At 35.1% G+C, this 25,438-nt stretch carries 37 protein-coding genes; 32 read left to right on the top strand and 5 right to left on the bottom strand.

All coding sequences use genetic code 11. The features are described from left to right. The first annotated feature begins 127 nt into the window (after window positions 1–127). The 5 genes from nadB (at window position 128) to ACTXGU_RS11270 (ending at window position 5,755) form a co-directional block, all read left to right on the top strand. A complete protein-coding gene (nadB, locus tag ACTXGU_RS11250) occupies window positions 128–1,696 on the top strand; it encodes an L-aspartate oxidase (protein WP_443481607.1) in 1,569 nt (522 codons plus the stop codon). Continuing rightward, the gene (gene nadC / locus ACTXGU_RS11255) at window positions 1,665–2,501 is read left to right on the top strand and encodes a carboxylating nicotinate-nucleotide diphosphorylase (RefSeq protein ID WP_443481608.1); all 837 of its coding nucleotides are present in this window, start codon (window positions 1,665–1,667) and stop codon (window positions 2,499–2,501) included. The genes nadB and nadC overlap by 32 nt, the downstream gene beginning before the upstream one ends. Window positions 2,502–2,524: 23 nt before the next feature. Beyond that, complete coding sequence (gene nadA / locus ACTXGU_RS11260) at window positions 2,525–3,631, top strand: quinolinate synthase NadA (RefSeq protein ID WP_443481609.1); 1,107 nt, start codon at window positions 2,525–2,527, stop codon at window positions 3,629–3,631. A gap of 172 nt (window positions 3,632–3,803) precedes the next feature. Next, on the top strand, window positions 3,804–4,217 hold the full coding sequence (locus ACTXGU_RS11265; RefSeq protein ID WP_443481610.1) for a hypothetical protein: 414 nt from the start codon (window positions 3,804–3,806) through the stop codon (window positions 4,215–4,217). Window positions 4,218–4,318: 101 nt separating this feature from the next. Further along, complete coding sequence (locus ACTXGU_RS11270; RefSeq protein ID WP_443481611.1) at window positions 4,319–5,755, top strand: sigma factor-like helix-turn-helix DNA-binding protein; 1,437 nt, start codon at window positions 4,319–4,321, stop codon at window positions 5,753–5,755. Between the two features lie 39 nt (window positions 5,756–5,794). Here ACTXGU_RS11270 and ACTXGU_RS11275 read toward each other — a convergent pair whose 3' ends face one another. Beyond that, entirely contained in the window at window positions 5,795–5,926 is a 132-nt protein-coding gene (locus tag ACTXGU_RS11275) for a hypothetical protein (RefSeq protein WP_443481612.1), read from the bottom strand. A 340-nt stretch (window positions 5,927–6,266) separates the two neighbouring features. Here ACTXGU_RS11275 and miaA point away from each other — a divergent pair, with 340 nt between their 5' ends. From miaA to glnA, 7 genes are all read left to right on the top strand, one after another. Beyond that, on the top strand, window positions 6,267–7,220 hold the full coding sequence (gene miaA / locus ACTXGU_RS11280) for a tRNA (adenosine(37)-N6)-dimethylallyltransferase MiaA (RefSeq protein ID WP_443481613.1): 954 nt from the start codon (window positions 6,267–6,269) through the stop codon (window positions 7,218–7,220). Window positions 7,221–7,256: 36 nt separating this feature from the next. After that, window positions 7,257–7,493 carry an RNA chaperone Hfq gene (gene hfq / locus ACTXGU_RS11285; protein WP_443481614.1) on the top strand — a complete coding sequence of 79 codons (237 nt, stop codon included), beginning with the start codon at window positions 7,257–7,259 and terminating at the stop codon, window positions 7,491–7,493. Window positions 7,494–8,309: 816 nt separating this feature from the next. Then, window positions 8,310–9,266 (top strand): stage V sporulation protein K, encoded by a 957-nt coding sequence (spoVK, locus tag ACTXGU_RS11290; RefSeq protein WP_443481615.1) that lies wholly within the window; start codon window positions 8,310–8,312, stop codon window positions 9,264–9,266. 620 nt (window positions 9,267–9,886) lie between these two features. Continuing rightward, entirely contained in the window at window positions 9,887–11,125 is a 1,239-nt protein-coding gene (gene hflX, locus ACTXGU_RS11295) for a GTPase HflX (RefSeq protein WP_443481616.1), read from the top strand. A gap of 27 nt (window positions 11,126–11,152) precedes the next feature. Further along, window positions 11,153–12,424, top strand: coding sequence for a methionine gamma-lyase family protein (locus ACTXGU_RS11300; RefSeq protein ID WP_443481617.1), 1,272 nt, complete (start codon window positions 11,153–11,155; stop codon window positions 12,422–12,424). A gap of 124 nt (window positions 12,425–12,548) precedes the next feature. Further along, complete coding sequence (locus ACTXGU_RS11305) at window positions 12,549–12,968, top strand: MerR family transcriptional regulator (RefSeq protein WP_443481618.1); 420 nt, start codon at window positions 12,549–12,551, stop codon at window positions 12,966–12,968. Between the two features lie 33 nt (window positions 12,969–13,001). After that, the gene (glnA, locus tag ACTXGU_RS11310) at window positions 13,002–14,339 is read left to right on the top strand and encodes a type I glutamate--ammonia ligase (protein ID WP_443481619.1); all 1,338 of its coding nucleotides are present in this window, start codon (window positions 13,002–13,004) and stop codon (window positions 14,337–14,339) included. Between the two features lie 110 nt (window positions 14,340–14,449). Here glnA and ACTXGU_RS11315 read toward each other — a convergent pair whose 3' ends face one another. The 4 genes from ACTXGU_RS11315 to ACTXGU_RS11330 all read right to left on the bottom strand — a co-directional run bounded on the left by ACTXGU_RS11315 (window position 14,450) and on the right by ACTXGU_RS11330 (window position 16,553). Next, complete coding sequence (locus ACTXGU_RS11315; RefSeq protein WP_443481620.1) at window positions 14,450–15,379, bottom strand: tyrosine-type recombinase/integrase; 930 nt, start codon at window positions 15,377–15,379, stop codon at window positions 14,450–14,452. An 11-nt stretch (window positions 15,380–15,390) separates the two neighbouring features. Beyond that, the gene (locus ACTXGU_RS11320) at window positions 15,391–15,594 is read right to left on the bottom strand and encodes an Arm DNA-binding domain-containing protein (protein ID WP_443481621.1); all 204 of its coding nucleotides are present in this window, start codon (window positions 15,592–15,594) and stop codon (window positions 15,391–15,393) included. 80 nt (window positions 15,595–15,674) lie between these two features. Next, window positions 15,675–16,106 carry an ImmA/IrrE family metallo-endopeptidase gene (locus tag ACTXGU_RS11325; RefSeq protein ID WP_443481622.1) on the bottom strand — a complete coding sequence of 144 codons (432 nt, stop codon included), beginning with the start codon at window positions 16,104–16,106 and terminating at the stop codon, window positions 15,675–15,677. Between the two features lie 9 nt (window positions 16,107–16,115). Next, a complete protein-coding gene (locus ACTXGU_RS11330; RefSeq protein ID WP_443481623.1) occupies window positions 16,116–16,553 on the bottom strand; it encodes a helix-turn-helix domain-containing protein in 438 nt (145 codons plus the stop codon). A 249-nt stretch (window positions 16,554–16,802) separates the two neighbouring features. On the opposite strand from ACTXGU_RS11330, the gene ACTXGU_RS11335 reads away from it, so the two are divergent. The 20 genes from ACTXGU_RS11335 to ACTXGU_RS11430 all read left to right on the top strand — a co-directional run bounded on the left by ACTXGU_RS11335 (window position 16,803) and on the right by ACTXGU_RS11430 (window position 25,398). Further along, window positions 16,803–17,027: a helix-turn-helix domain-containing protein gene (locus ACTXGU_RS11335; protein ID WP_443481624.1), complete on the top strand. Its 225-nt coding sequence runs from the start codon at window positions 16,803–16,805 to the stop codon at window positions 17,025–17,027. Further along, window positions 17,024–17,278 (top strand): hypothetical protein, encoded by a 255-nt coding sequence (locus ACTXGU_RS11340; RefSeq protein ID WP_443481625.1) that lies wholly within the window; start codon window positions 17,024–17,026, stop codon window positions 17,276–17,278. Before ACTXGU_RS11335 ends, ACTXGU_RS11340 begins: the two co-directional genes overlap by 4 nt. A gap of 391 nt (window positions 17,279–17,669) precedes the next feature. Beyond that, window positions 17,670–18,056 (top strand): hypothetical protein, encoded by a 387-nt coding sequence (locus ACTXGU_RS11345; RefSeq protein WP_443481626.1) that lies wholly within the window; start codon window positions 17,670–17,672, stop codon window positions 18,054–18,056. After that, a complete protein-coding gene (locus ACTXGU_RS11350; protein ID WP_443481721.1) occupies window positions 18,037–18,267 on the top strand; it encodes a YqaI family protein in 231 nt (76 codons plus the stop codon). The genes ACTXGU_RS11345 and ACTXGU_RS11350 overlap by 20 nt, the downstream gene beginning before the upstream one ends. An 11-nt stretch (window positions 18,268–18,278) precedes the next feature. Then, window positions 18,279–18,434: a DUF6906 family protein gene (locus tag ACTXGU_RS11355; protein WP_443481627.1), complete on the top strand. Its 156-nt coding sequence runs from the start codon at window positions 18,279–18,281 to the stop codon at window positions 18,432–18,434. A gap of 106 nt (window positions 18,435–18,540) precedes the next feature. Beyond that, window positions 18,541–18,714 carry a hypothetical protein gene (locus ACTXGU_RS11360; RefSeq protein ID WP_443481628.1) on the top strand — a complete coding sequence of 58 codons (174 nt, stop codon included), beginning with the start codon at window positions 18,541–18,543 and terminating at the stop codon, window positions 18,712–18,714. Then, window positions 18,714–19,598, top strand: a complete 885-nt coding sequence (locus ACTXGU_RS11365) for a hypothetical protein (protein WP_443481629.1) — start codon at window positions 18,714–18,716, stop codon at window positions 19,596–19,598. The genes ACTXGU_RS11360 and ACTXGU_RS11365 overlap by 1 nt, the downstream gene beginning before the upstream one ends. Before the next feature lie 16 nt (window positions 19,599–19,614). Further along, a complete protein-coding gene (locus tag ACTXGU_RS11370) occupies window positions 19,615–20,355 on the top strand; it encodes a PD-(D/E)XK nuclease-like domain-containing protein (RefSeq protein ID WP_443481722.1) in 741 nt (246 codons plus the stop codon). Then, complete coding sequence (locus tag ACTXGU_RS11375) at window positions 20,348–20,515, top strand: hypothetical protein (RefSeq protein WP_443481630.1); 168 nt, start codon at window positions 20,348–20,350, stop codon at window positions 20,513–20,515. Before ACTXGU_RS11370 ends, ACTXGU_RS11375 begins: the two co-directional genes overlap by 8 nt. Window positions 20,516–20,616: 101 nt before the next feature. Continuing rightward, window positions 20,617–20,943: an HTH domain-containing protein gene (locus ACTXGU_RS11380; RefSeq protein ID WP_443481631.1), complete on the top strand. Its 327-nt coding sequence runs from the start codon at window positions 20,617–20,619 to the stop codon at window positions 20,941–20,943. Continuing rightward, window positions 20,927–21,442 (top strand): DnaD domain protein, encoded by a 516-nt coding sequence (locus ACTXGU_RS11385; protein WP_443481632.1) that lies wholly within the window; start codon window positions 20,927–20,929, stop codon window positions 21,440–21,442. The genes ACTXGU_RS11380 and ACTXGU_RS11385 overlap by 17 nt, the downstream gene beginning before the upstream one ends. Window positions 21,443–21,455: 13 nt before the next feature. After that, a complete protein-coding gene (locus ACTXGU_RS11390) occupies window positions 21,456–22,304 on the top strand; it encodes an ATP-binding protein (protein WP_443481633.1) in 849 nt (282 codons plus the stop codon). Window position 22,305: 1 nt separating this feature from the next. Continuing rightward, window positions 22,306–22,482, top strand: a complete 177-nt coding sequence (locus tag ACTXGU_RS11395; protein ID WP_443481634.1) for a hypothetical protein — start codon at window positions 22,306–22,308, stop codon at window positions 22,480–22,482. Then, a complete protein-coding gene (locus tag ACTXGU_RS11400; protein WP_443481635.1) occupies window positions 22,475–22,741 on the top strand; it encodes a hypothetical protein in 267 nt (88 codons plus the stop codon). The genes ACTXGU_RS11395 and ACTXGU_RS11400 overlap by 8 nt, the downstream gene beginning before the upstream one ends. Window position 22,742: 1 nt before the next feature. After that, the gene (locus ACTXGU_RS11405) at window positions 22,743–23,009 is read left to right on the top strand and encodes a hypothetical protein (protein WP_443481636.1); all 267 of its coding nucleotides are present in this window, start codon (window positions 22,743–22,745) and stop codon (window positions 23,007–23,009) included. Next, the gene (locus tag ACTXGU_RS11410; RefSeq protein WP_443481637.1) at window positions 23,006–23,206 is read left to right on the top strand and encodes a hypothetical protein; all 201 of its coding nucleotides are present in this window, start codon (window positions 23,006–23,008) and stop codon (window positions 23,204–23,206) included. The genes ACTXGU_RS11405 and ACTXGU_RS11410 overlap by 4 nt, the downstream gene beginning before the upstream one ends. A gap of 5 nt (window positions 23,207–23,211) precedes the next feature. Beyond that, the gene (locus tag ACTXGU_RS11415; RefSeq protein ID WP_443481638.1) at window positions 23,212–23,640 is read left to right on the top strand and encodes a RusA family crossover junction endodeoxyribonuclease; all 429 of its coding nucleotides are present in this window, start codon (window positions 23,212–23,214) and stop codon (window positions 23,638–23,640) included. A gap of 1 nt (window position 23,641) precedes the next feature. After that, window positions 23,642–24,361: a 2-methylcitrate dehydratase gene (locus ACTXGU_RS11420; RefSeq protein ID WP_443481639.1), complete on the top strand. Its 720-nt coding sequence runs from the start codon at window positions 23,642–23,644 to the stop codon at window positions 24,359–24,361. 124 nt (window positions 24,362–24,485) lie between these two features. Beyond that, on the top strand, window positions 24,486–25,064 hold the full coding sequence (locus ACTXGU_RS11425; protein WP_443481640.1) for a dUTP diphosphatase: 579 nt from the start codon (window positions 24,486–24,488) through the stop codon (window positions 25,062–25,064). 19 nt (window positions 25,065–25,083) lie between these two features. Next, complete coding sequence (locus ACTXGU_RS11430) at window positions 25,084–25,398, top strand: hypothetical protein (protein WP_443481641.1); 315 nt, start codon at window positions 25,084–25,086, stop codon at window positions 25,396–25,398. The last annotated feature ends 40 nt before the right edge of the window (window positions 25,399–25,438 follow it).

A 25,438-nucleotide genomic window follows, 5' to 3' on the forward strand; every position in this document is an offset into this window, starting at 1 on the left:
TAAAAAAATCCTTCTTAACATAAAGAAAATGAGAATATTAAAAAGTCCTAAAAGAAAATACTTGTCATAAGTTTAAAACTATGTAAATATAAGTGTCAAGACACCTGTTAATAAGGGGAGTAAAAATATGAAATCAGATGTATTAATTATTGGCAGTGGATTGGCAAGTTTACAATTGGCAAAGTTACTTTCTAAGCATTTAAATGTGATGATTCTCACAAAGTCACACTCATTTCATAGTAATTCTTATTTGGCACAAGGAGGAGTTGCTGCATCCATAAGCAAGCAAGATGATTTTAAAAAACATGCACTTGATACACTCGAAGCAGGCAGATTTCATAATAATGTCGAGGTAGTAAAGACAATAACAAAAAATGCCCCCGACTTAATTCATGAATTGCTAGGCGGTGGCTGTGCTTTTGATCAAGATGACAACGGAAACTTGTTGCTAGGCATGGAAGGAGCCCATAGTGAAAATCGTATTGTTCATGGAGGAGGCGATTCAACTGGCAAAAGGCTAGTTGAGTTTTTAACCCACTCTTTAGGTAATAATGTCACGATTTTAGAAAACTTTTTTGTGGATGAATTGATTCAAAACAATCAAAACGAATGTATAGGTGTAAAAGGAACACATGCAAATGGCCAACAAGATTGTTTTTTTGCAGCACATACAGTGCTTGCCACTGGTGGATGTGGGCAAATTTATTCCTTAACTTCAAGTGAAAATACGATTACAGGAGACGGGATAGCACTGGCATATTTAGCTGGGGCTGCTGTAACAGATATGGAGTTTGTACAATTTCATCCTACCTTGCTTTCAATTGAAGGGAAAACAGTTGGTCTTGTTTCAGAAGCTGTACGAGGAGAAGGAGCAAGGCTTATATCGGAAAAAGGATCATACATTATGGAGGGCGTGCATCCATATAAAGATCTTGCTCCAAGGCATATTGTCTCCCAAACGATTTTTAGCCATATAAAAAAAGGGGAAAAAGTGTATTTAGATATTAGCAGTATTCAACATTTTGAACAAAGATTTCCCTCCATTTCAAAGATGTGTATACAAAATGGCATTGATTTAGCTAAAAAGAAAATTCCAGTTGCACCTGGCAGTCATTTTTTAATGGGAGGAATTGAAACAGATCTGATTGGCAGAACAACAATTAAAGGATTATATGCGATCGGCGAAGCAGCATGTACGGGATTTCATGGAGCAAACCGGTTAGCAAGCAATTCTTTATTGGAAGGTTTATTTATGGGAAAACAGCTTGCTTGGTATATTAGTACGACCAACTATCTTCCATCGACTTTTATTAGAAAAGAAACAAAAGTATCCCATCTTGGAACGCCCCTAAGCTTACCAGAAGTAAATGTACTAAAGGAAAGCATGATGGAGAATGTCGGCATTGTAAGAAAGAAACAAGATTTGCAAAACCAGCTGCATTGGCTGAAGGGATTTGGAATACATGATCTATCTATTAATCTTGATACATTCTCTTCAAAAGAAAAAGAAATTGCTTTTATGCTAATTACCGCCTGGTTGATTACAAAATCTGCTTTAGCTAGAACAGAGAGCAGAGGCGGACATTATCGCGAAGATTTTCCGGAAGAAAAAGAAGAATGGCTAAAAAGAAAGATCGTTCATAAAAAAGAAAAGGTAGGACATGATGAATACAATAAAATTGCGAAAACAACTTGAACAGTTTTTTATAGAAGATATTGGAGAAAGAGATGTTACAACCGACACGATATTTCCAGCTTATACAACAGGCGAAATTGTATTTATAGCAAAAAGTTCGGGAATATTCTGTGGGCAAACCGTTATTGAACATGGTTTCCAATTGCTTGAACCATCCATGGACATAAACATGCTGATAAAAGATGGAGAAAAAGTGGAGATAGGACAAGAAATTGCAACCGTAAAAGGAACAATTCGCAATCTTTTAAAAGGAGAAAGGGTTGTTCTCAATCTTATTCAAAGAATGAGCGGTATTGCCACGAAAACAAAAGAATGTGTCGATCGTTTGAACAGCCCTTATACGAAAATTTGTGATACAAGAAAAACGACTCCAGGCCTTCGTATGCTGGAAAAATATGCAGTAACAGTCGGCGGCGGTTATAATCATCGCTACGGTTTATATGATGCCGTCATGATCAAAGATAATCATATTTCTTTTGTAGGTTCTATTAGAAATGCCGTTAAAACCATCAAACAATCTATTGGTCATATGGTAAAAGTAGAAGTCGAGGTCGAAACAAAAGCACAAATGGTAGAAGCATTGGAAGCTGGAGCGGATGTGATTATGTTTGATAATCGCAGTCCAGAAGAGATAAAAAAATGGATTAAATATATTCCAGAAACAATCATTACAGAGGCATCTGGAGGAATCACATTAGAAAACGTAGCTTCCTACAAGGATTGTGGAGTTGATTATATCTCGCTCGGTTTTTTGACCCATTCGGTTGCTTCGTTGGATATAAGTGTAAAGGTGAACCTATCATAATTTAATCAAAGGGGATGAAATCGATGAATATTCTTGATCAATTACAAACAAATCATAAACAAATTCCAGAACACTATAAAAATATGTCGACACAAGAATTAGAAGCTCGAGCAATGAAAATAAAAAGGAAACTCGGAGATCGTTTATTTGTTCCAGGTCATCATTACCAAAAAGATGAAGTAATCCAGTTTGCTGATACAACAGGTGATAGCTTACAGCTTGCTCAAGTTGCAGCTGATAACAAGGAAGCAGAATATATTGTTTTTTGCGGCGTGTATTTTATGGCAGAAACAGCGGATATTTTAACATCAAAACAGCAAAAAGTGTATCTTCCTGATATGCGGGCAGGCTGTTCTATGGCAGATATGGCAGATATTTATCAAACCGATCGTGCATGGGAGAAGCTGCTGCAGCTTTTTGGAGATACAATTATTCCACTTACTTATGTCAATTCAACTGCTGCAATTAAAGCATTTGTTGGCATAAATGGAGGTGCAACTGTTACGTCATCGAATGCAGAAAAAATGGTTTCCTGGGCCCTAACACAAAAGGAGAGGTTACTATTTTTACCAGATCAGCATTTAGGAAGAAATACCGCATTTAATTTAGGGATACCATTAGAAAATATGGCCGTGTGGGATCCTATTAAGAATGAATTGGAATATTCCGGTCCCTTGGAGAATGTTCAAGTCATTTTATGGAAAGGACACTGTTCTGTACATGAAAACTTTACGGTGAAAAATATTTTTGATGTAAGAGAACAATTTCCAGATATGAAAATTATCGTTCATCCAGAGTGTCGTCGTGAGGTGGTGGAGTTAGCAGATTATGCTGGTTCTACCAACTATATAATAAACTGCATTCAAAATGCTGCTCCTGGAACATCGTTTGCAATCGGAACAGAAATGAACTTAGTAAAACGAATCATAAAAGAGCATGCGGATAAACATATTATTTCCTTAAACCCCAATATGTGCCCTTGTTTAACAATGAATAGAATTGATTTGCCTCATTTTGTTTGGTGTTTAGAATCTTTAGAAGATGGATTTGAAATGAACCAGATTATAGTAGAAGAACCCATTGCAAGTAACGCTCGTTTAGCACTCGAAAGAATGCTGACAACTACATGAATTAATTTAATTATTAAATAAATTTACTAAAAAAGCTGTTGACGTCATAATCGTTGACAGTTTTTTTACATTATTTTTGATTTTTTTGTAACTTTTTTAATTGTTATTCGTTTCTATATATGAAGAAGTTAATATTCTTTATCGTAAATGAATAAAGGGGATGTAGGATAATATGTGGATTACAATATTTTTACTACTGATCTTTTCTATCATACAATATCGAGATATAGCGCATCCTAAGGAACCCCAATTAACAAGAGTGGATATTGCCAATCAACAAGATGAAGGAAATAAGATGATAGTAGACGATCATACGTTAACGGAACTACAACATGTTTGGGACAATGCTTTATGGGAACAGTCAAAAAGAAATATGTCGAGAGTAGAGGATGTGGATATTCAGCTCTTTTATGAATACAGATCAGATTTTCCTAAGAGTATTGAACAGTACAAAATATGGTTTTCCGTTAATGGAAGTACAGAAATAATCAACCCAATCGATCATACATACGTAAAATTAGAAGGAGAAAAAGCAAAAAAGGTGAAAAATATTCTTCTGAACAAAACGGTTGAAAAAACAACATAAGAGCAATTCATATAGTAATAAATAGCTTACTCTTAAATGCAAAATGACAAGAAAACGATCTTGCTTTAAGATAGATGTAAAAAGAAGGGGAAAATGAAAAATTGTTTTTTTATAGAAAAAGTATAGATAAAAGAATAGTGCATCCTATAAGAGAAGAGATTTATGAAATTGCTTATCTATTAACAGGAAATCAAACAAAAGCACACCAATTAATGCAATCCGCTCTTTATAAAGCAAATTATTCATTATTAAAAATAAAAGAAGAAGCTTTTATACATAATCTTTGGAAAGATTACAAGATACTAATTAAAACAGATGCTTTAACACCTAATCCGAATCCATTCGATAAAATGCCATTATTAAAAAACTTGCATCATCTTTCTGAAATAGAAAAAATGGTCATTATTCTTCGTTATCATAAAGAATATCCAATCAAAAAAATAGCAAAAATCCTTTCTCTATCAAGACAAAAGGTAAGAAGCAAGCTCTTTCACTCAATTCCAATATGGAGTGGGGAAAACACAGCGATTTCTTTAGCACAGCTACCGGGGGTTTTTCAAACTGAAATTGCTAGGTTAGAAATACAGCTTGATGTTAAAGAAGTTCATATCCTTAAAATAAAAACATCTTCCAAAAAGAAATTCTATTATATGTGTGCGGGTATTTTAGTATTTTTAATTTTAGGCGGCAGCATGAATGATGCTACCGTAGATAAAACAAGGGCAAGTGCAGGACCTGATATTGTTAAAATTTATAAAGAAGGTACACTATTACAGATTATCAACCAAAAATTACACGATCTTGGTTTTTCGGAATGCTATTTGAATCGAGATTCTTTGTCCCATACAATTTCTATACAAACAGATAGTTTAAAAGTAAAAGATAAACAAGAGCAAATCATTTCGGCAGTTTCAGCCATATTAGATGCAAGACTTATAGATGATGCAGTCCAATTTGAATATTTTGAGTCATCCGAAGAAGGAGAAACAATAGAGGAAAACGAAGATCCGTTCATGAAAAAACGACAAGGACCTGAGGGTGAAATTTGGGTGGAAGTAAATCGAAAACTAATGTTTGCCGATGACTATTCTTCGGCTGATTTTGATGGGGATAAATGGATTTTAACGGTGCCGGATAATATCAGCGATGAACAAGAAGAAACAACGCGCAAGACAATACAAAAGATATTAAACAAATATCAAGAAAACACGGACGTCACCTTTCAATTTTATAATAAAAAACAAATAGATAGCATGCAAAGATGGTATTCACTTCTTGATTATATATCAGAAGGACTAGCCAATGACGAAAAATATCGATTTAATGAATTGATGATAGATTACAAAAATGGAGTAGTCCAATTAAATATTACGACCACCTTCTTTTCTGACGAAAAAGGACATGAATCGATAGTTCGAGAAATAAAAAGAGGCATTACGACATTTTTACAAGATAAAGAAATAAAAAAAATCATTAAAAAGGATAAGTATTCCATAAATGTACTAGCAACATCAGGGGAAAAGTTAGAAGGAGAATAACCAAGATGTAGACAGAGAAGTTGTCTACATCTTAACCTATTATTTATATGCTTTATTTTTTTCTTCTAAAAACTCGCCAAGTTCATCATCGTATTCAACATGATCATCAGTCGTGTACATATCGTCTTCATCTTTACTGAAATTAAATAAGTTTATTAATTGTTTAATCATCTCAAATCATCCTTACGTATTATTGCTGTTTTATTTGTTTCATAATTAGAATTTCCGCAAGCACTAATCCTTATACGAGCAATAAGAAATTAATTTTAAGAAGAACTGAATGAAGGTATACATCATAGGAAAATCGGCAATAATGTGTGGATGTTAATGAATAGATGTTTTAGCAAGTGCTCAAAAGGAGGAAAACCTGTGCGGGAAGGTTGAGGCACGAAAGTCACGAAGAGATTTGCCAGCTAAGTTTCCGGACTTTTTGAACAACCTCTTTTATGGTAAAATATATTCAATAGTCAAGATATATGGACTAAAATGCAGGTAAAGGCAGTGGAGTGGATTGACAAAAAAAGAAAAGGTCATTGTTTTGATAGGTCCAACAGCTGTTGGTAAGACAAAACTCAGCATAGAATTAGCGAAACGCTTTAATGGGGAGATTATTAGTGGTGATTCTATGCAAATATATAAAGGAATGGATATAGGAACAGCCAAAATAACAAAAGATGAAATGGAAGGAATTCCACATCATCTAATTGATATTATCCATCCAGAGGATAGTTTTTCTGTTGCCGAATTTCAAACGTTGGTAAGAGAAAAAATTTCAGAAATTACGAATCGTGGGAAAGTGCCATTTATAGTAGGAGGAACAGGTCTTTATATTCAATCTGTACTATATGATTATCATTTTCAGGAAACACCAACAGACAGTGCTTATCGAAAGCAGATGGAATCTTTAGCAGTAACTGAAGGTTCGCAAACAGTGCATGCTTTATTAGAAAAAATAGACCCTGATGCCGCATATTCGATTCCACATCAAAATGTGCGTCGTGTTATCCGAGCGCTTGAAGTATTTCACGTAACTGGAAAAAAAGCGTCAGACTGGCAAAAAGAACAAAGCAAAGATCTATTATATGATGCAGAAATAGTCGGATTAACGATGGATCGAGAACTTTTATATAGCCGCATAAATGAACGAGTAGATATCATGGTATCAGCGGGACTTGTGGATGAAGTAAAAAATCTTTACAACCGAGACATAAAAAATTGTCAATCTATTCAAGCAATCGGTTATAAGGAATTATATAAATATTTTGACGGCTTACTTTCTTTTGATGAGGCCATTGAAGAATTGAAACAAAATTCAAGACGTTATGCCAAAAGACAATTAACTTGGTTTCGTAATAAAATGAGTGTAAAATGGTTTGATATGACAGATAGTGTAAAACATGATAACATACGAAAAAAAATAATGGAAATTTCAACCTATCTGGAAGGAAGCTTTAAAGAAATATAGAATACATAGTATTAGAGAGAAAAGAGGAGGATTTTCATGAAGCAATCTGTTAATATTCAAGATCAATTTTTAAATCAACTACGAAAAGACGGGATAAGTGTAACAGTATTTTTATTAAATGGATTTCAAATTCGAGGATCAATAAAAGGATTTGATAATTTTACCGTTTTATTTGAATGTGAAGGAAAACAACAATTAGTATATAAACATGCAATTTCGACGTTTTCACCATTAAAAAATGTGCAAATTGATTTAGAAGGAAATCAAGCATAATGAAGAAAAACTCCACGTATCATGATACGTGGAGTTTTTTATTGGAAAAGGGGCTAGAGCTTCGCCAACTTTAATGGAAAAAATACGAGTAACGGTACTCTGTAGTTTGTTTTTATCCTTATTAAGATTGGAGTGGCTTCGCTCACGCCGCCTTTATTAGGTTTGAATCTGCTTTTTCCTTGTTAGATGGTCAAGTATCCATATGAGTTTTTGTGAAAAAAATGAACTCCGTTTAAATAGTATTTTTAATAAATAGGGCTAATCGTGAATATAAATAGATATGGGGCAGAAAATCGTTTCGTTATATTTGTAGCTGTAGGCTTAATGTTCAAGGGGAAGAAAGCATAAAATCTTTGAACTTAGTCGAGTGTCAAGCTCCGGCGCCTCGCTTTTCTAGTAATATTAGAATTTTTATCTAAAAGTTAGATGGATGTCTAGCTCCGACATACAGGATGTATTAGTGCCGGCGTAGCCACAGGGCGTGGCGCATTTAGCCGGCCAGCGCCTAGCCCTTGTGAAAAATAACCTCATGCCTCTAAAAGTAAAAAACACTTTTTTGAGTCATGAGAACATTTTTCTTCAGGGCTGAACAAGGCGCTTCTGCTTTTCTTATAGTATCAGAATTTATAAGTTTTAAGTTAGATAACTGTCTAGCTCCAGCGCCTATCGCCTATCGTACTTCAGGTCTTCTCCCTACGATAAGTCAACATCGATTCGCTTACGCTCTTCGTGTTTCCTTTATCTCAGTCGAAGCCCCTCCAGTCCGTACGGCGATAAACAAGGCGCTTGCGCTTTTCTTACTAGGAGGTGTGGCTTTTGGAACATCCAATAAGGATGAAAAATAATGGACAGATTAGTGTTGTGATTAATTCGCAAAAAAAGAAGGTTCAACCGAGACAGCTGCCAGAAGCGAAAACAATCCCTAAAAAAATTCCTAGTGAACATGCTGCACTGAAGGAAATTGAAGAGGAATTAGGAAGCCTTGTTGGCATGGATGAAATGAAAAAAATGATTAAAGAAATATATGCATGGATATATGTGAATAAAAAAAGAGAAGAAAATGGCCTGAAAGCAGGAAAGCAAGCACTTCATATGATGTTTAGAGGGAATCCGGGAACAGGAAAAACAACGGTTGCAAGATTAATCGGCAAATTATTTCAGAAAATGAATGTTCTTTCAAAAGGTCATTTAATAGAAGCGGAGAGGGCTGATTTAGTCGGAGAATATATCGGCCACACCGCACAAAAAACGAGGGATTTAGTAAAAAAGTCTTTAGGAGGCATTTTATTTATTGACGAAGCTTACTCTTTAGGCAGAGGCGGAGAAAAAGATTTTGGCAAAGAAGCAATCGATACGCTTGTGAAGCATATGGAAGATAAACAACATGAGTTTATTTTAATTCTCGCCGGTTATTCAAGAGAAATGGAATTTTTCTTATCATTAAATCCTGGTCTTCATTCCAGGTTTCCTCTCGTAATTGACTTCCCCGATTACACGACTGAGCAATTAATGGAAATTGGCCATCGCATGTTGGAAGAAAGAGAATATACATTAAGTCATGAAGCAGAAAAAGGCTTAAAAGAACATTTGAATTATATCCAAACGGTACAGCATCCGAAAACATTTTCTAATGGGAGATATATACGGAATATCATCGAAAAGTCGATAAGAGCACAAGCGATGCGCCTGCTCATGCAAAGCAATTATGATCGACACGAATTAATGACAATCAGAAGTAACGATTTAGTATTTGATCAGAAGGAAAAAGGATAAATCGTATAGAAATAGATATAAATAGATATAAATGACACTAATGAAATGATTAGTGTTTTTTTTTGTCACCAGGAAATTATAAACGAAATGGGATTGTGGATAACTTGGCGGTTGTGTCCGCATCCAGCTCCAGCGCCTAGCTCTTGTGAAAAATAACCCCATGCCTCTAAAAGTAAAAAGCACTTTTTGAGTCATGTGAACATTTTTCTTCAGAGCTGTTCAAGGCGCTTGCGCTTTTGTTCCGAAAGGCTGTTTTCTATAAGTTTGTTGTTTTGAATAAAATAATAAACACGGATGAAGCACTGAGCAGCCTGAATACACGTAGACTTCTGCTTAGAAAAGCGAGAAAGACGAGAACCCACAGGAGCATAGCGACGAGGAGGCTCGGCACTCGTCCGCGGAAAGCGAAGTGTATTCAGGCTGCGGGTTAAATAACAACAATCTATACGAAAACAGCTTAAGAAAAGAAAAAATGAATATAGGTTTTTGTTGGATATTGTCGATTTAATAAGATGTTGTATTAAAATGATTAATTGATGATAAGATAGACTCCATTAGGAAAGAAAACGTTTTTTTGTTATAATAAACTGCAAGAGTAATATGGAAAGAAGGTTTGTTTATTGAAACAAGCGAAAGAAAAAGTAATACTCGTGGGCTGTCAAACAATTGAAGATACAACAAGATATGAGTATTCAATGGAAGAGCTTGCAAGTTTAACTGAAACAGCAAATGGAGAAGTAGTTGCATCCCTTATTCAAAACCGTGACCGTATCCACCCGTCTACTTATATTGGGAAAGGGAAAGTGGAAGAATTAGAAGCACTTGCAGAAGAATTAGAAGCAGATATTATTATTTTTAATGATGAGTTATCTCCTAGTCAAATTCGTAATCTATCGAAAAATATAGAAGCGAGAATTATTGATCGCACCCAGCTAATTTTAGATATTTTTGCTGGCAGAGCCCGTTCAAAAGAAGGGAAGCTGCAAGTAGAATTAGCGCAGCTTCAATATTTATTGCCTAGATTAGGCGGCCAAGGTCTTGCGCTTTCAAGATTGGGAGCAGGAATTGGAACGAGGGGACCAGGTGAAACGAAACTAGAATCAGATCGAAGACATATACGTCGAAGAATTGATGATATTAAATCACAGCTGAAAGTAATCGTTCAGCACCGTGATCGTTATAGGGAAAGAAGAAAAAAAAATAAAGCATTTCAAATTGCCCTTGTCGGATATACAAATGCAGGGAAATCGACTTTGTTTAACCGGCTGGCAGAAGCAGATTCTTATGAGGAAGATATTTTATTTGCAACCCTCGACCCAATGACAAGAAAAGTTATTTTACCAAGTGGATTTACTGCATTAATAACGGATACGGTTGGTTTTATTCAAGATTTGCCGACCACATTAGTAGCTGCGTTTCGATCGACATTAGAAGAAGTGAAAGAGGCGGATCTATTGCTGCATGTCGTGGATATGTCGAATGAAGAATATTATCAACACGAAGAAACGGTGCACAAACTGTTAGATGATTTAGACATGCCTCCCGTTTCTCAATTAACCGTTTATAATAAACGAGATTTAATGCATAAAGAATTTGTGCCGACCAGTAAAACAGAAAGTATTGTGATTACTGCATTAGATAAAGAAGACCGGAATAAATTGAAACAAAAAATCGAAAAGCTGATGATCGAGAAGATGGATTATTATGAAGTCGACGTTCCTGCAAGTAATGGGAAACTACTATCTCAATTAAAAAACGAAACCATTTTACGCAGTTTACTGTTTGATGAAGATAAACAGCACTATATTTGTAAGGGGTATGTGTTAAAAGAACATGCCCTTCAAACAAAATTGGTGTAATATAACAGAATTTGAATGGAGAAACAGATGTACGAACATTTATCATTTGGGCAGAAGCTTCAATCGCTAGTAAAAGAAGTGGAACAGCAAATAAGCCCTGTTCATAAACAAATAGAAGATGCGATAGATGTAAATCAATATCGTGTATTAGCTAGTTTTCAACAGAATAAAGTAAGCGAGTCTCATTTTATTCCTTCAACAGGTTATGGATATGACGATTTAGGAAGAGATACGTTAGAAAAAATATATGCAGATGTTTTTGGAGGAGAATCAGGCTTGGTCCGCCCGCAAATTATTTCTGGCACTCATGCTATCAGTATAGCACTATTTGGCATATTGCGACCTGGTGATGAATTATTATATATAACTGGGAAACCTTATGATACATTAGAAGAAATAGTCGGTATTCGCGGGGACGGAGTTGGCTCATTAAAAGAATTTCAAATCGGTTATAAAAGTATAGATTTACTTCCAAGTGGAAAAGTAGATTTTGAGGCAATTGCAGCAAATATCAAACCAAACACAAAAATGATTGGCATACAACGATCGAAAGGATATGCAACGAGGCCATCTTTTACCATTTCAGAAATTAAAGAAATGATTCGCTTTGTAAAAGAGTTAAAAGAGGATGTCGTTGTGTTTGTAGACAATTGTTATGGGGAGTTTGTTGAGCAGCAAGAGCCGTGTCATGTTGGAGCAGATTTAATGGCAGGCTCCTTAATTAAAAATCCGGGTGGAGGGATCGCAAAAACGGGCGGTTACATCGTCGGAAAAAAAGAGTTTGTAAAAGCATGCTCTTATCGAATGACATCACCAGGGATTGGAGCAGAAGCAGGAGCATCCCTTAATAGCCTTCAAGAAATGTATCAAGGTTTTTTCCTTGCTCCGCATATTGTAGGGCAAAGTTTAAAAGGTGCTGTTTTTACTGCAGCCATACTGGAAAAACTAGGTATGAATTCCACGCCAAAATGGAATGTACCACGAACAGATTTAATACAGTCTGTTCAATTTGATGATAAAGATAAAATGGTAGCATTTTGTCAGGCCATACAATTTGCTTCCCCAGTAAATTCCCATGTTACGGCTTATCCAAACTATATGCCAGGGTATGAAGATGATGTTATTATGGCCGCAGGAACCTTTATACAAGGAGCAAGTATAGAATTAACGGCAGACGGTCCAATCCGCCCTCCATATGTTGCATATGTTCAAGGCGGGCTAACGTATTCCCATGTAAAAATTGCCGTATGCATGGCCATCAATCGGTTATTAGAACAAAAATTGATTAAAATAGATTAAAAATTTTTATTCGAATTCGCGTTGTTAACAAACAAAAGTTAGAAAGTATCACATAGGTTGACAACAATTCTTACCAAAACTATAATGAAATTGGGTAAATTTATATAAAAGGAGCCGAAAAACTATGTCTGGTAGTCAAATTCGTCGGTCGATGCCTCTATTCCCAATAAGTATTGTTATGCAGTTAACGGAGCTGTCCGCTCGACAAATTCGCTACTATGAAGAGCATGAATTAGTGGCTCCAGCAAGAACGGATGGCAATAGACGACTTTTCTCATTAACTGATATTGATACATTATTGGAAATTAAAGATTTAATCGATCAAGGAGTAAACCTTGCTGGCATTAAACAAATTTTCTCTGTTAAGGAAAAACAAGAATTAACAGAAGATGTAAAAAAAGAAGCAGAAAAGGCACGTCGAGAATTATCTGATGAAGATTTACGTAAACTTTTACGTAAAGAGTTATTAAATGCTGGACGCTTTAACAATTCTACTCGAACATCCATGCGACAAGGAGATATGACAAGATTTTTTCCGAGATAACTTAGAACTGACTGTATTTTAGGAGGAGAAAACATGGCTAAAAATTATACAAAAGAAGATATTAAACAATTTGCAAAAGAAAGCGATGTAAAATTTATTCGTCTTCAATTTACAGATATTTTAGGAACCATTAAAAACGTGGAAATTCCAATCAGCCAGCTTGATAAAGCATTAGAAAATAAGATGATGTTTGACGGATCATCCATTGAAGGATTTGTTCGTATTGAAGAATCAGATATGTATTTATATCCTGATTTAGATACATGGGTTGTTTTCCCTTGGACAGCGGAAAAAGGGAAAGTGGCTCGCCTTATTTGTGACATTTATAATCCTGATGGCACTCCATTTGAAGGAGATCCACGCAATAATTTAAGAAGAATTCTTAAAGAAATGGAAGCGCTTGGATTTACAAACTTCAATTTAGGACCTGAACCAGAATTCTTTTTATTTAAATTAGATGAAAAAGGGGCTCCAACACTTGAGTTAAATGATAACGGTGGATATTTTGACTTGGCACCTACTGATTTAGGTGAAAACTGCCGCCGTGATATCGTACTAGAACTAGAGGAAATGGGCTTTGAAATCGAAGCATCCCACCATGAAGTGGCTCCTGGCCAACATGAGATCGATTTTAAATATGAGGATGCTATTACAGCATGTGACCAGATTCAAACGTTTAAATTGGTCGTAAAAACAATAGCCCGTAAACACGGTCTTCATGCAACCTTTATGCCGAAGCCGCTGTTTGGAGTGAACGGTTCTGGAATGCATTGTAATTTGTCATTATTTAAAAATGGCGAAAATGCATTTTTTGATCCAACAAGTGAACTGGAATTAAGTGAAACGGCATTGCAGTTTATCGCAGGGATCATTAAACATGCAACAGCATTTACAGCAGTAACGAACCCAACCGTTAACTCTTATAAACGATTAGTTCCAGGCTATGAAGCACCTTGTTATGTGGCATGGTCTGCACGCAACCGTTCTCCGCTTATACGTATTCCGGCATCACGTGGCTTAAGTACACGTGTGGAAGTTCGCAGCGTAGATCCAGCTGCAAATCCATATTTAGCGATGGCGGCACTTTTAAAAGCAGGATTAGATGGAATCAAAAATGATTTATTCCCGCCAGCTCCAGTAGACCGCAATATCTACATCATGAGCAAAGAAGAGCGTATAGCAGAAGGTGTTGTCGATTTACCAGATACATTAGCAGTAGCATTAGACGAATTAAAACGAAATGAAGTCATGATCGATGCACTTGGTGAACACATTACTGCACATTTTATTGAAGCAAAAGAAATTGAGTGGGACATGTTCCGTACGCAAGTACACCCATGGGAGAGAGATCAGTACTTGGAAATGTACTAAGAACGGAATAGGTTGATATAACTGGGTTTTTAAGGATTAATAATCATGGGTGCGTACATGTGTTATTGTAGAAGAATAGCACACGCCCAGTAAACGCCCATGAATTCTTTTTAACCCAGTATATTACCCATATGATTTTCGTATTTATCTAAAGTATCTTTTTCTATTTTCTTTGATATATGCGAATATAGATCGACAGTGACTTGGTAGTTTTTGTGGCCAAGTCTTTTTTGTACGTATTCGATACTAGCTCCGGATTCAATTAGCAAAACTGCATGGGTGTCTCTAAGAGCATGAATAGGTATTTGCTGAAGATTTGCTCTAAGTAAGATTCTTTCCATCGCATTAAATAAACTTGACTTAGGCATAAAATTCCCATCGTTCCTGCAAAGGACTAAATTAAGATCATGTAAATAATTTTCTTTTAATGCTAATTTATTTTGATTCTGATAGTTTCTGTGAAAAGATAAATCATTGATTAATCCTTTTCGGATAGTAATAATCCTGTTTGATGTGAATGTCTTTGGATCACCAAAAAGATCGTCATCATCTTTAGCTTGAAAATCCAATGTCTTATTAATGTTTATTGTACCTTCTTTTAAATCAATGTCTTTCCAAGTTAGTGCAGCTGCTTCTCCTTTTCGCATACCTGTTTCCAAAAGTATCTTAAAGAATATCCAATAAATATAACCATATTGATATGCAGCTTGTAAGAACACTGGTATATTATCAGATTCCATGTACTCTAATTTCTTTTTCTGCTTTACTGGTTTAGGTATAGTGACTCCAACAGCAGGGTTAAATTCAATTTTTTTTAGCGTTACTGCCTTTTCCATTGCAGAGAAGAAGGTACCATGTATAATCTCTATAGTTCTACGACTATAATCTTTTTGGGCAAGTGACTTTAGAAACTTTTGATACATAATTGGTTTGAGTTCAATTAAATTAATTTCTTTGAAATAAGGTATTAAATGATTTTCAATACTGCGCTTATGAATGTTAAATGTATTCTTTCTTACATTCGGTTTCTTATATTCCATTAGCCATTCAATTAAAAGTCTTTGAGAAGAAGTTTATTATCAACTTCTAGACCACTCATTAGCTTCTTTTCATGCTCCTGTGCAGCAAATCTTGCTTCAGGTTTAGTTACGAATCCTCGTTTTGACTTTTCCTTTTGTTTTTTGGTAATTGGATCTTGGAAGGTAATTCGATATTCCCATTTCCCATCATTCCTTTTTCGATAACTAATAGCCATATAAATATTCCTTTCTTTAAAATTTTCCGACTTCTAAAAATGAATCACCTCCTTTAAGGAACGCATGTTCTGTTTTATGTTTAAAAAAATTTAGAGGTATAATGAGTGATTAATAGTTTCTCAGGTATACCATATTCAACAATTGCTTCGTGAAAAGATATCTCATCTGAAAAATCTTCATCGGAGAATAAAAGGTTTATAGCAAACATATTTGCTTCCATTTCAATTTTATCTGTTGAAAATAATGTGTGTTTCTTTAAAAAAGGAGTATTTGCATCTGGGTGTAGAACAGCATGTCCAAGTTCGTGAGCACCAGTGAATTTCTTTTGGTATTCATTAGCATTCTCGTTGATGTGCAAAACCTTAATTCTAAAGTGCCTGCTATAATACCCTAATGTATTCCCTAAGTTTTCAAATAAAACTTCAATGCCCAGTATTTCTGCAAGCTTAAAAGGGCAATTAGTTTTATGTGTTTTTTTCAATTTCTGAACCTTAGCAATAATCGACTCCATAGTAAACTCCTAATTACGATATTTGTTAGGTGTGAATTTTTGTTTAGCGATTCTTTTTGCAATTCTTAAAGAATTTTCTAATGATGAAAGTAATAATTCCCTATCTTCCTCATCCATATCTTCGATTGTTTCTCCATTGAAGTGAGCATATCCATTTTTTCCTTCTAATCCATCAATCATTTTTTGAAGTTCTTTTTGAATATCTTTCTCATCTTTTTCTGTTAATTCTGGATTAAAATCTTCAATCTTATTTTTATCTTCAACAATATCGCTCACATTAATATTTAGTGCAACTGCGATTGCCTTTAATGTATCTAGACTTGGGTTGTATCTATTTCTTTCCAAATCAGCTAGGTAAGAACGTGACATATTTGCTTTTTCAGCTAATTGCTGCTGTGTTAATTTTGCTTTTTTTCTATGCAATTTTATATTTTCACCAACAGTCATCTTTTTTACCCTCCGTATTTGTCGGTAATTCCGACTTGATATTTCTATTATATATAGAAAATGTCGGCAATACAATGTTTAAAATGACGGAAATACGAGTAATTTTAAGAAAAATGACGTGCATACCAGTGTTTTTCTTCTATTTGCTCAAATATGCTTAATTTTAAAGTTTTTTGGACTTTTACACATTGTCGTGAATACAATGCAATTCAGTTATACAAATTAAGAGTAACAACTGGAGGTGATAACATGTTAGACAAAAAAAAGTTAGGTGCTCTTATTAAAGCAAAGCGTAAAGAGAAAAAACTTACTCAAATCATTATTTCAGAAGAAACAGGCCTATCTAGAAACTACATCTCAGATATTGAGAATGGAAGATATATGCCAAGTACAGAATCACTATACAAAATAGCTTCATGTATTGACATGGATTTAAATGTGTTAAAAATGACGGAAATACAAGTTGTGGAGTGATTGAATTGATCAGTATCAACATTGATGAAAAATTTGTTGAACAGCAATTTCTCCAAGAGTTAAATAAAAGACTTCAAGAAATAGAAAATCGCTGTACTTTTTGGGACATGAAGGAGCTCATAAAACAAACCAACATGAGCGAGAACAGCATCAAAGATAAGTTTTTTTATGATAAAAGGTTTCCTAAACACAGAGTAGGAGGGAAGTGGTACTTTCCAGCAAGAGAAGCAGAACAATTTCTAATTATGTGAATTAAGGAACAACCGACTCAATAGGTGGTGATATTCATGCTCTTGGAGAAAGCTGAAATGTTTATTGAATTTTCAGTGCTTATGTACTCAAAAAACAGAATTAATATAGCAATTTGGGCAACTAAACAAAGTGAAATTTGCTTAGATAACCATTTAAAAGAAATCAAAAATTAGCAATTACTTTTTTTCAAACTTACTAATCAAAGAGCTGTTAACCGAGCCAATGACGGTTAGTGATAGAACTGATAGCTGAAAAGACGGTAGCAACGTCAATAAGTGTGGAAGGGTGAAATATATGAAAATCAAACCATCTGAATGGTTTCAATTAGAGCCGGCTGATCGATATATAAAGATTGTTAAATCATCTAAATATGCGAAAGGTGTGAAGTAAATGAATAACTATTTAGCAACTGATTTATCAGCATTAGAAGCAGTTGGAAATGGTGTTGTGTTGGAAAAAGTAAATGAAAGGGTGAAAGTAATGAACGCAGCACAAATGAGAATCAAATCAAAAGAAAATAGTCATAAAATCGCTGTATCAATGAAAGAGCAATTCATTATTCAAGCAAACAAAAAGATTGAAGAGAGAGCAAGCGAAGGTTATTTAAATGCTCTAATTCAAGTGGTTAATAATCCAACTTGGAATGAGTATTTTCTTACGGAAGTTGTAAGCATGCACTATACGAAATTAGGTTTCAAAGTAGAGGTTACACCATTTTTACTTTCATTAAACTTCAGAATATCGTGGGCGGAAGGTGATGAAACTTATGAATCTTGAACATCCGATGATCACTCGTATTAACGATACCGGCTATCCGTCAAAAGATATTGAACCAGTTGAAAAAGCAAGTGCTGGTACAGATTATTTCGGAAATGAAATCTTTGTTGGTGATGAAGTAGTGGTCCATAACGGAGAAACAATTTTAGTTGATAGTTTGGAAGATTACTTGATTGAAGTTTTGGAATTTGAATTTAAGAAAGCTGAATAGGAGGACAAGCTATGAAACAAGGTAAAAAACCAACTCGTCGTCAAAAAATGGTCATCGAATCAGCTGGATTAAACGTAGAAAATTGGCTTGTGTTTAAAAATGATGGTGATTATATCTCTTTAGTTCACAGGGGGACTGGCGATACTAGAAAGATTACAAAAAATTGAAAAAGACCCACTTGGCAGAGTGAATCTAATCAAACAGTACTACCTCAAAATAATCGTAACCATATTTTATGGTAAATACTTTGCAAAATCAAGAGGAGGTTATAAATTGCCATTTTTCTACACAGGTAATCGTACAGTCTATAGTCCTGAAAACACTAAATTGGAGCAGTTTTATAGCTTCCTAGAAAAGCATAACAGTATTTTTTCTGGAAGCAAGTTTTATGAAGAACTTTTAGATACGTATGAAAAATTAGATGACGAATTGAAGGAGGAAAAATAGTGAACGAACTATCTGAACAATTCAATCAGCAACAGCAACCTAGTGTTTTGGCTCATTCATCCAGTAGTCGTGAAATGGAGGAAGTGAAAGGGCAAATATTTATGGCTAAACAATTTCCACGTAATATTTTTGAAGCTGAGAAGCGCATTCTGGATAATTGCAAACGTCAAGCGTTAGCTGAACAAGCAGTCTATAGCTATCCACGTGGAGGAACTAAGGTAGAAGGTCCATCTATTCGATTAGCTGAAGTGTTGGCCCAAAACTGGGGGAACTTATCATTTGGAGTAAAAGAATTAGAGCAACGTGCTGGTGAATCAGTTGCTATGGCATATGCATGGGATTTAGAAACCAATGTAAGACAAGAAAAGATATTTACTGTTCCGCATTCTCGAAAAGCAAGAGGAAGTATTAAAAAACTTGATGATCCACGTGATATCTATGAGTTGGTTGCCAACCAAGGTTCCCGAAGGGTAAGAGCTTGTATTTTAAGTATCATCCCAGGGGACATAGTAGACAGAGCGATTGAGGAATGTAACCGAACCATGCAAGGGAATAATCCAAAACCGTTTAAAGAGCGTTTGAGTGCTGCATTAAAGATGTTCAAAGAAAAACACCGTGTAACACAAGAACAGATTGAAGAGCATTTCGGATATAACGTATCTGCTTTCACTGAACGTGATCTGAATGATTTAGGCAAGATTTTCAATTCCATTAAAGACGGCATGAGTAAAGTGGATGATTGGTTTGATAAAGCTGCCAAAAACAAAAAAGAGGGCAGCGGTTCCTTATCAGAGTCCTTTAAGGAAAAGGAAGAGGTGAAGTCTGATGACAAAGGAAAAGAAGACAAGCCTCCAGTTGAACAGGGAAAACTATCATTCGATTGAAGCTGATCGTGAATATATGTCAGTTTCCCAGTTTAAAAGCTTTGTAGAGTGCGAGGCACGGACAATGGCGAAGTTGAAGGGTGAATATAAACAGCCCTTCTCCAATGCCTTATTAGTTGGTTCTTATGTACATGCAGCATTTGAAAGTGATGAAGCATTCAAACAATTTGTTGAAGAAAATAACGGAGCAATTTTTAAGCCGCGAGGTGGTAAGTACTCTGACTTTGAAACAGCGGACCGTATGATTGAAACGATTAAGGATGATAAATTTGCTCTCTTTGCTTTAGAAGGAGAAAAAGAAGTTATCTATACAGCCAATCTTTACGGATCTCCTTGGAAAATTAAAGTGGATTCCATTAATCATAGCCGAAGTACCTTTTCTGATTTAAAAACAACACAAGACCTACATAAACGGTACTGGAGTACGAAATATGATGAATGGGTATCTTTTATTGAAGCATGGGATTATGTGCTACAAATGGCTATGTATAAACGGGTTATTCAAGAAAACTTAGGTAGGACTTACAACCCGTATATTGTGGCCGTTACGAAAGAAAGTCCTCCAAATAAAGCGGTTTTGCATTTTGATGAATCTCGTTTTGCTTTTGAGTATGAATATATAGAAATGAAAATGGAACGATTTTTACAACTTAAACAAGAAAAAGTCGAACCAATAAGATGTGGTAAATGCAATTATTGCAGAACGGTAAAAAAGCTGTCAGACACAATGGAAATTGGTGTGTTAATCCATGTATGACTATGACGTTCCTACTCATGTTGTTCTTCCAGAACGACTGTGGGAAGAAGCAAAGGATGCTGAACATCTTAAAGAACTTATTCTTCAATACATGCAGCGTTATCCACAACTTAAAGTTAAAACTGTTCATAACGGTATGGCAGTCTGCAAAAGAAAGTAGGTGAGACAATGCCCGAAGCCTTTTATTTTCCTGTACACACGGGACTCTTTTCACCTCGGCATAAAGAAAATATAGGTAACGCCTTATGGGAGTTTCTCTGGATGATCGCTAAGACAACAAAAGAAGTGAAGGATGATGAAGGAGAAACTTGGGGCATTGTTCTTGGTGGAAAACCTATAAAACTATCTGAAATTGCTGAGGACATTGGTACAAGTGAAAGGACAATCCAAAGAAATATTTCAAGGCTTAAAGATTATGGATATATACAATCTGTTAAAACACCATATGGGGATATTTTCAAAGTGAAAAATTCGAAGAAATTTTATAAAAACAGACATGACAAAAGTGTCGTGTCTGAGGAAAAGAGAGACGACAAAAATGGCATGTCTCTTAAGGAGAGACACGACAAATTTGGTAGAGAGACATGACAAAAGTGTCGTGTCTAATAAGAAAAAGAAAGATAAAGAAATAAAACATGATAAAGAAAACAACAACAAGATAAAAAAAGAAAACGAGGTTGTTATGGTGGAACAAAATCCATTTTTAGAATATGAAAAATCATTCGGTTTTCCATCACCAATGTTAATCGAAGAATTCAATTTTTGGATTGATAATGATAAATCATTTTTCCAAGAACCTGAAGCGATAATTTGCGAAGTGATTAAGGAAGCTAGGAAACATGTTCCTAATAATCCGCCTAGTTATGTGAAGGCAATTATTAAAAAGTATCACGATATGCAGCTATTTACTTTAGCAGATGTACAAGCCTATAACCGCAAGTTTGAAGAAAAACGAACTGGTAAAGCGAAACGGTCAATCTTTGAGCAAGGTGAAGAAAGCAAAAAAAGACAGGCTGCCATTCAATTCACGGAAGAAGATAAACAAAGGCTTATTGAAGAAATTCAGAATGATCCTGATTTGATATAAAGGAGTGGTTCGAATGTCTGAGTTCGTTCACTTATTAGACGTACTAGGAATTAAACGTACTGAAGACTTGCTGTTTAAAGTAAGGCCTTCCCTTAAAGAAAAAGTACAGAATGTTAAAACAATTAAAGAGAACTGTATTAGATGTGGATTACCTAATGTGATGGCATGGACATATGAACAAGATGGACAACAAAAGAGTTATCGGTTTTCTGAGATTTGTTCTGGATGCATAAAAGGAGTACAGGCATCTGAAATCACAAATGAAATGCTCGCTCAAAGAAAACAAACTCTTCATGCTCGTTGGTATCACATTAAGTCAGATGATCAATGCGGCTTTAGAAACTACGAACCTTGCAATCTCATTGTAAGTAAAGCTTTAGAAGAAGCGAAGTGGTTCACAAAAGAGCTTATCAAAGGAGACTTAACCCTTAATTGTTTGATGATGGGGTCAACTGGTACAGGAAAAAGTCATTTAGCTAAAGCTATCGCTAAAACAGCGTATGAAAAGAATTTATCTACAGCCTTTATTGAAGCAACAGAGTTGTTTGAAATGATAAAGAGTACATTTGGTCACGATCGCCATAAAGAGATTCTTATGAATGAATTTATAAGCTTTGATGTGGTTGTAATTGATGATGTTGGATTGGAGACAAAGAAACAAAGTGAAGTGTCCTGGACTGTATCTGAATGGACAAGTTTAATAAATGCTCGTTCTAAAAAATCAACAGTATTCACAACAAATTTAGATGATTCGTCGTTGGGAGAAATTATCGGAAAACGCGCATTCAGCAGAATGTATGACAATACAAAATTTATTGATTTGTTTACGGATGATTACCGAAAAAAGAAAAGGATTGGTTAATATGTGTGAAACATGCGGCGGCAGTAGGGTAATCCATTCCATTGATTCCTTTTCTGTAAGAACATCACCTTGTCCTATCTGTCCTCCAGAAACAGTAGAGGAAAGGAATAATCGGTTGGAATCTTTATATCAAGCATTAGCAAAATATGAAATGAAGATGGTGAAAGAACATGCATAATCAGCAAGAAATTAAAGAGGATTTGCTTTTCTTGCTACAAGATTCAAAAGCAAGGCATAAGCACCTGTTACTGAAAATCTATAAATATATTGAAAAGCAACACAAAGTAATGCGTGAGATGAAAAATAAAACAAGTTTTATCAATTACATGAAAATAGCCAAAGAAAATTTGGCATTGGCAGAACAAGTGAAGCAGCTGGAAGAAGAATTAAAAATTACTAAACAAACCTACGAAGCTTACAAAAAGGCTGTTATGTGATGTGGTTAAACAAAGAAATAGATCATCACCATACAATTATAAAAAAGATAACAAAGCGAGAAGTGACCCAAAGATAACCATCCTTGAAGATTGTGATTTTGAGTTTTATGAAAGTGAACTCATTGAAATAGCAAAGTGGTACACAAATTACAGAGATTTAGAGCCTATTGCCAAGTGGTTAAAGCGTGATCCAGACGAGATTATATTAGCTGTTATCCATTTAGCAAAAGAAAGAAAAATAAACAGAAAGGGTGCGAAGAAATTATGAAATGTTGTTATCCTTATTGTTTTGAAAAAGCAAGCAACACATGGGCACTTGTTCCTTTATGCGTACATCATTATAAGTCTATCAAAGAAGAAACAGACAAATATTATTGTCTAGATAAATCTAAACGTATCCAATATGAACATCGCGATAAATACATGATGATAGTTGAACAAATCCCTTGGAGTAAGGTGGATTGAAAATTATGAGCAATATTTCTTTTACAGTTTATGGGGAACCAGTCGCACAAGGTAGACCACGTTTTAGCAATCAAGGTGGTTTTACTCGAGCGTATGATCCGAAGAAATCAAAGGATTTTAAGCAATATGTAAAGTTAGTAGCATCGGATTATAGACCACCAGCACTTTTAGAAGGTCCACTTGCATTAGAAGTAAAGGTGTTCAAGTCATCTTTAAAAAGTTTTTCTAAGAAGAAAACGATGGCTGCTGAAGCTGGTGAATTAAGACCACTTACCAAGCCGGATGTTGATAATTTTGTCAAAGGAATAAAGGACGCTTTAAAGGCGGTGATATGGAAAGACGATAGCCAAGTTGTTGATTTACATGTTAGCAAGTGGTATAGCCAAAATCCAAGAATTGAAGTAACCATTAAACCAATATTAGGGGGAATGTAACATGTCATATGTAGATTTCAAAGCGTTAATCAAAAAAATCAACCTTAAGCCAAAAGGTGTAAAAGAAATTGTATTAGAAGTGAGTGATTCTGCTTTAAAGGGACACTTGGACAAGCTTGCTGAAATGATTGATGAAAAGGCAGAGATTCAAATTGAATCCACTGTAGTTAGCTATAATGTGACTTTAAACGCTCAAACAAACCGTCCTTTAACAGAATATAAAGTCAACAATGATGGGATTGTGGAACAAGTAAAACCGCAAGCTGAACAATTAGAAGCTGATCTTGATTTGCCGGAAGAAAAGGTTCAGACGAAAGAAGAGAAAAAAGAAATTGATCGTGAACATATTGATCAATTCATTTTAGAAGGATTAGCACCTCATTTAGAAGGATATCCAGTAAACTTTGTTGATATTGTGAAAAGAAAAGTGGAAGGTGATTCTTTTATTAAGTTGTCCAAAGAATTGAAAATTCCTTCAGAAAAAGTTGCTGATTTAATTGACGAGTACCGAAAAGAAGTAGCTCCACTTGCTGAAGCTTGGTGGAATTGGAAAGAAGGAAATGAAGTGGCTGCGGAAACGGAAAAAGAAGAAGTCGAAACAGAAAGTGAAGAAAACGAACAGAAAAATGAAGATAGTGAACAAGATTCTGATGAAAGTGAACAGCAATCAGAAGAAAGTGAGCAATCTAAAGAAGACACTGATCAAGACGGAGCTGCTTAATGGCACGCAAACCAAAATGGACTCTCCTTTTCCGAATGGAGGAGGGGAGAGCCGTTTATCTGTATGAGCCGTTGCGATGGTATGAGTTATGTAAAAAGTTGAAGAAAGGATGGAGAGTTATTAAATGAACTTATCTAAGTTATTTGAAACACAAAAAATATTACGTGAACGAATCAATTATCAAGGTGAAGATCGGTTTGAAAAGTTAATCCTTGCTCTATTGGTGGAGCTTGGTGAATGCGCTAATGAATGGCGTGGATTTAAGTTTTGGAGTAAGGACCAGAAACCGAGAACTAAAATACTTTGTCTTACTTGTCATGGCATAGGTGAAGTTTATCAACCGATTGATGGAATTTATATTAATTGTCCTCATTGTGATGGAGAAGGAATAGAAGAACCAAAAAATCCACTACTCGAAGAATATGTGGACGGATTGCATTTTGTGTTGGAATTAATGATTGAACAAGGAGTTAAGAAGATAGTCTATCATGGTCGTCAATTAGAAGATGTAAATAATCAATTTTTGAATATCTACTACTTGGTATCTGAATTTGAAAATATAAGAACTGAACAAAACTTAATTATCTTAGTTCAATATTTTTTAGGTTTAGGAAATATGCTCGGCTTTACTTGGGAGCAAATAGAACAAGCTTATTTTGAAAAGAATCAAGTGAATCATGAACGCCAGGCGAATGGCTATTAATTAGAAAGGAGACCTAATCATGGAATACTTACAACCAATTGATTATGAAATCGCTGAAGACAATGGAATATCCGCACATACTTTAGAAACACGATTTAGAAAATTGGGATGGACAAGGGAACAAGCTAGAAGTATTCCACCGAAGAAACGACATGATACTGGATGGTCTCAGCATAAAGATATTTGCAAGAAAAACGGCATTAGCTATGTTACCTATATCCATCGTGTGAGAAAACAAAAAATGTCTCCTGAAAAAGCGAGTACCTTGCCTTTACAAGATGTGGGATTGAATTTAGAAAAAGCTCATGCGAGAAGATGGGTTGATGATCTTTAGACAATTACTGTGCAACAAAATTGATTAACAAACAGGTGTA

It is taken from the genome of Niallia sp. 01092 (genome assembly GCF_052318935.1).
Classification (GTDB): domain Bacteria; phylum Bacillota; class Bacilli; order Bacillales; family Cytobacillaceae; genus Niallia.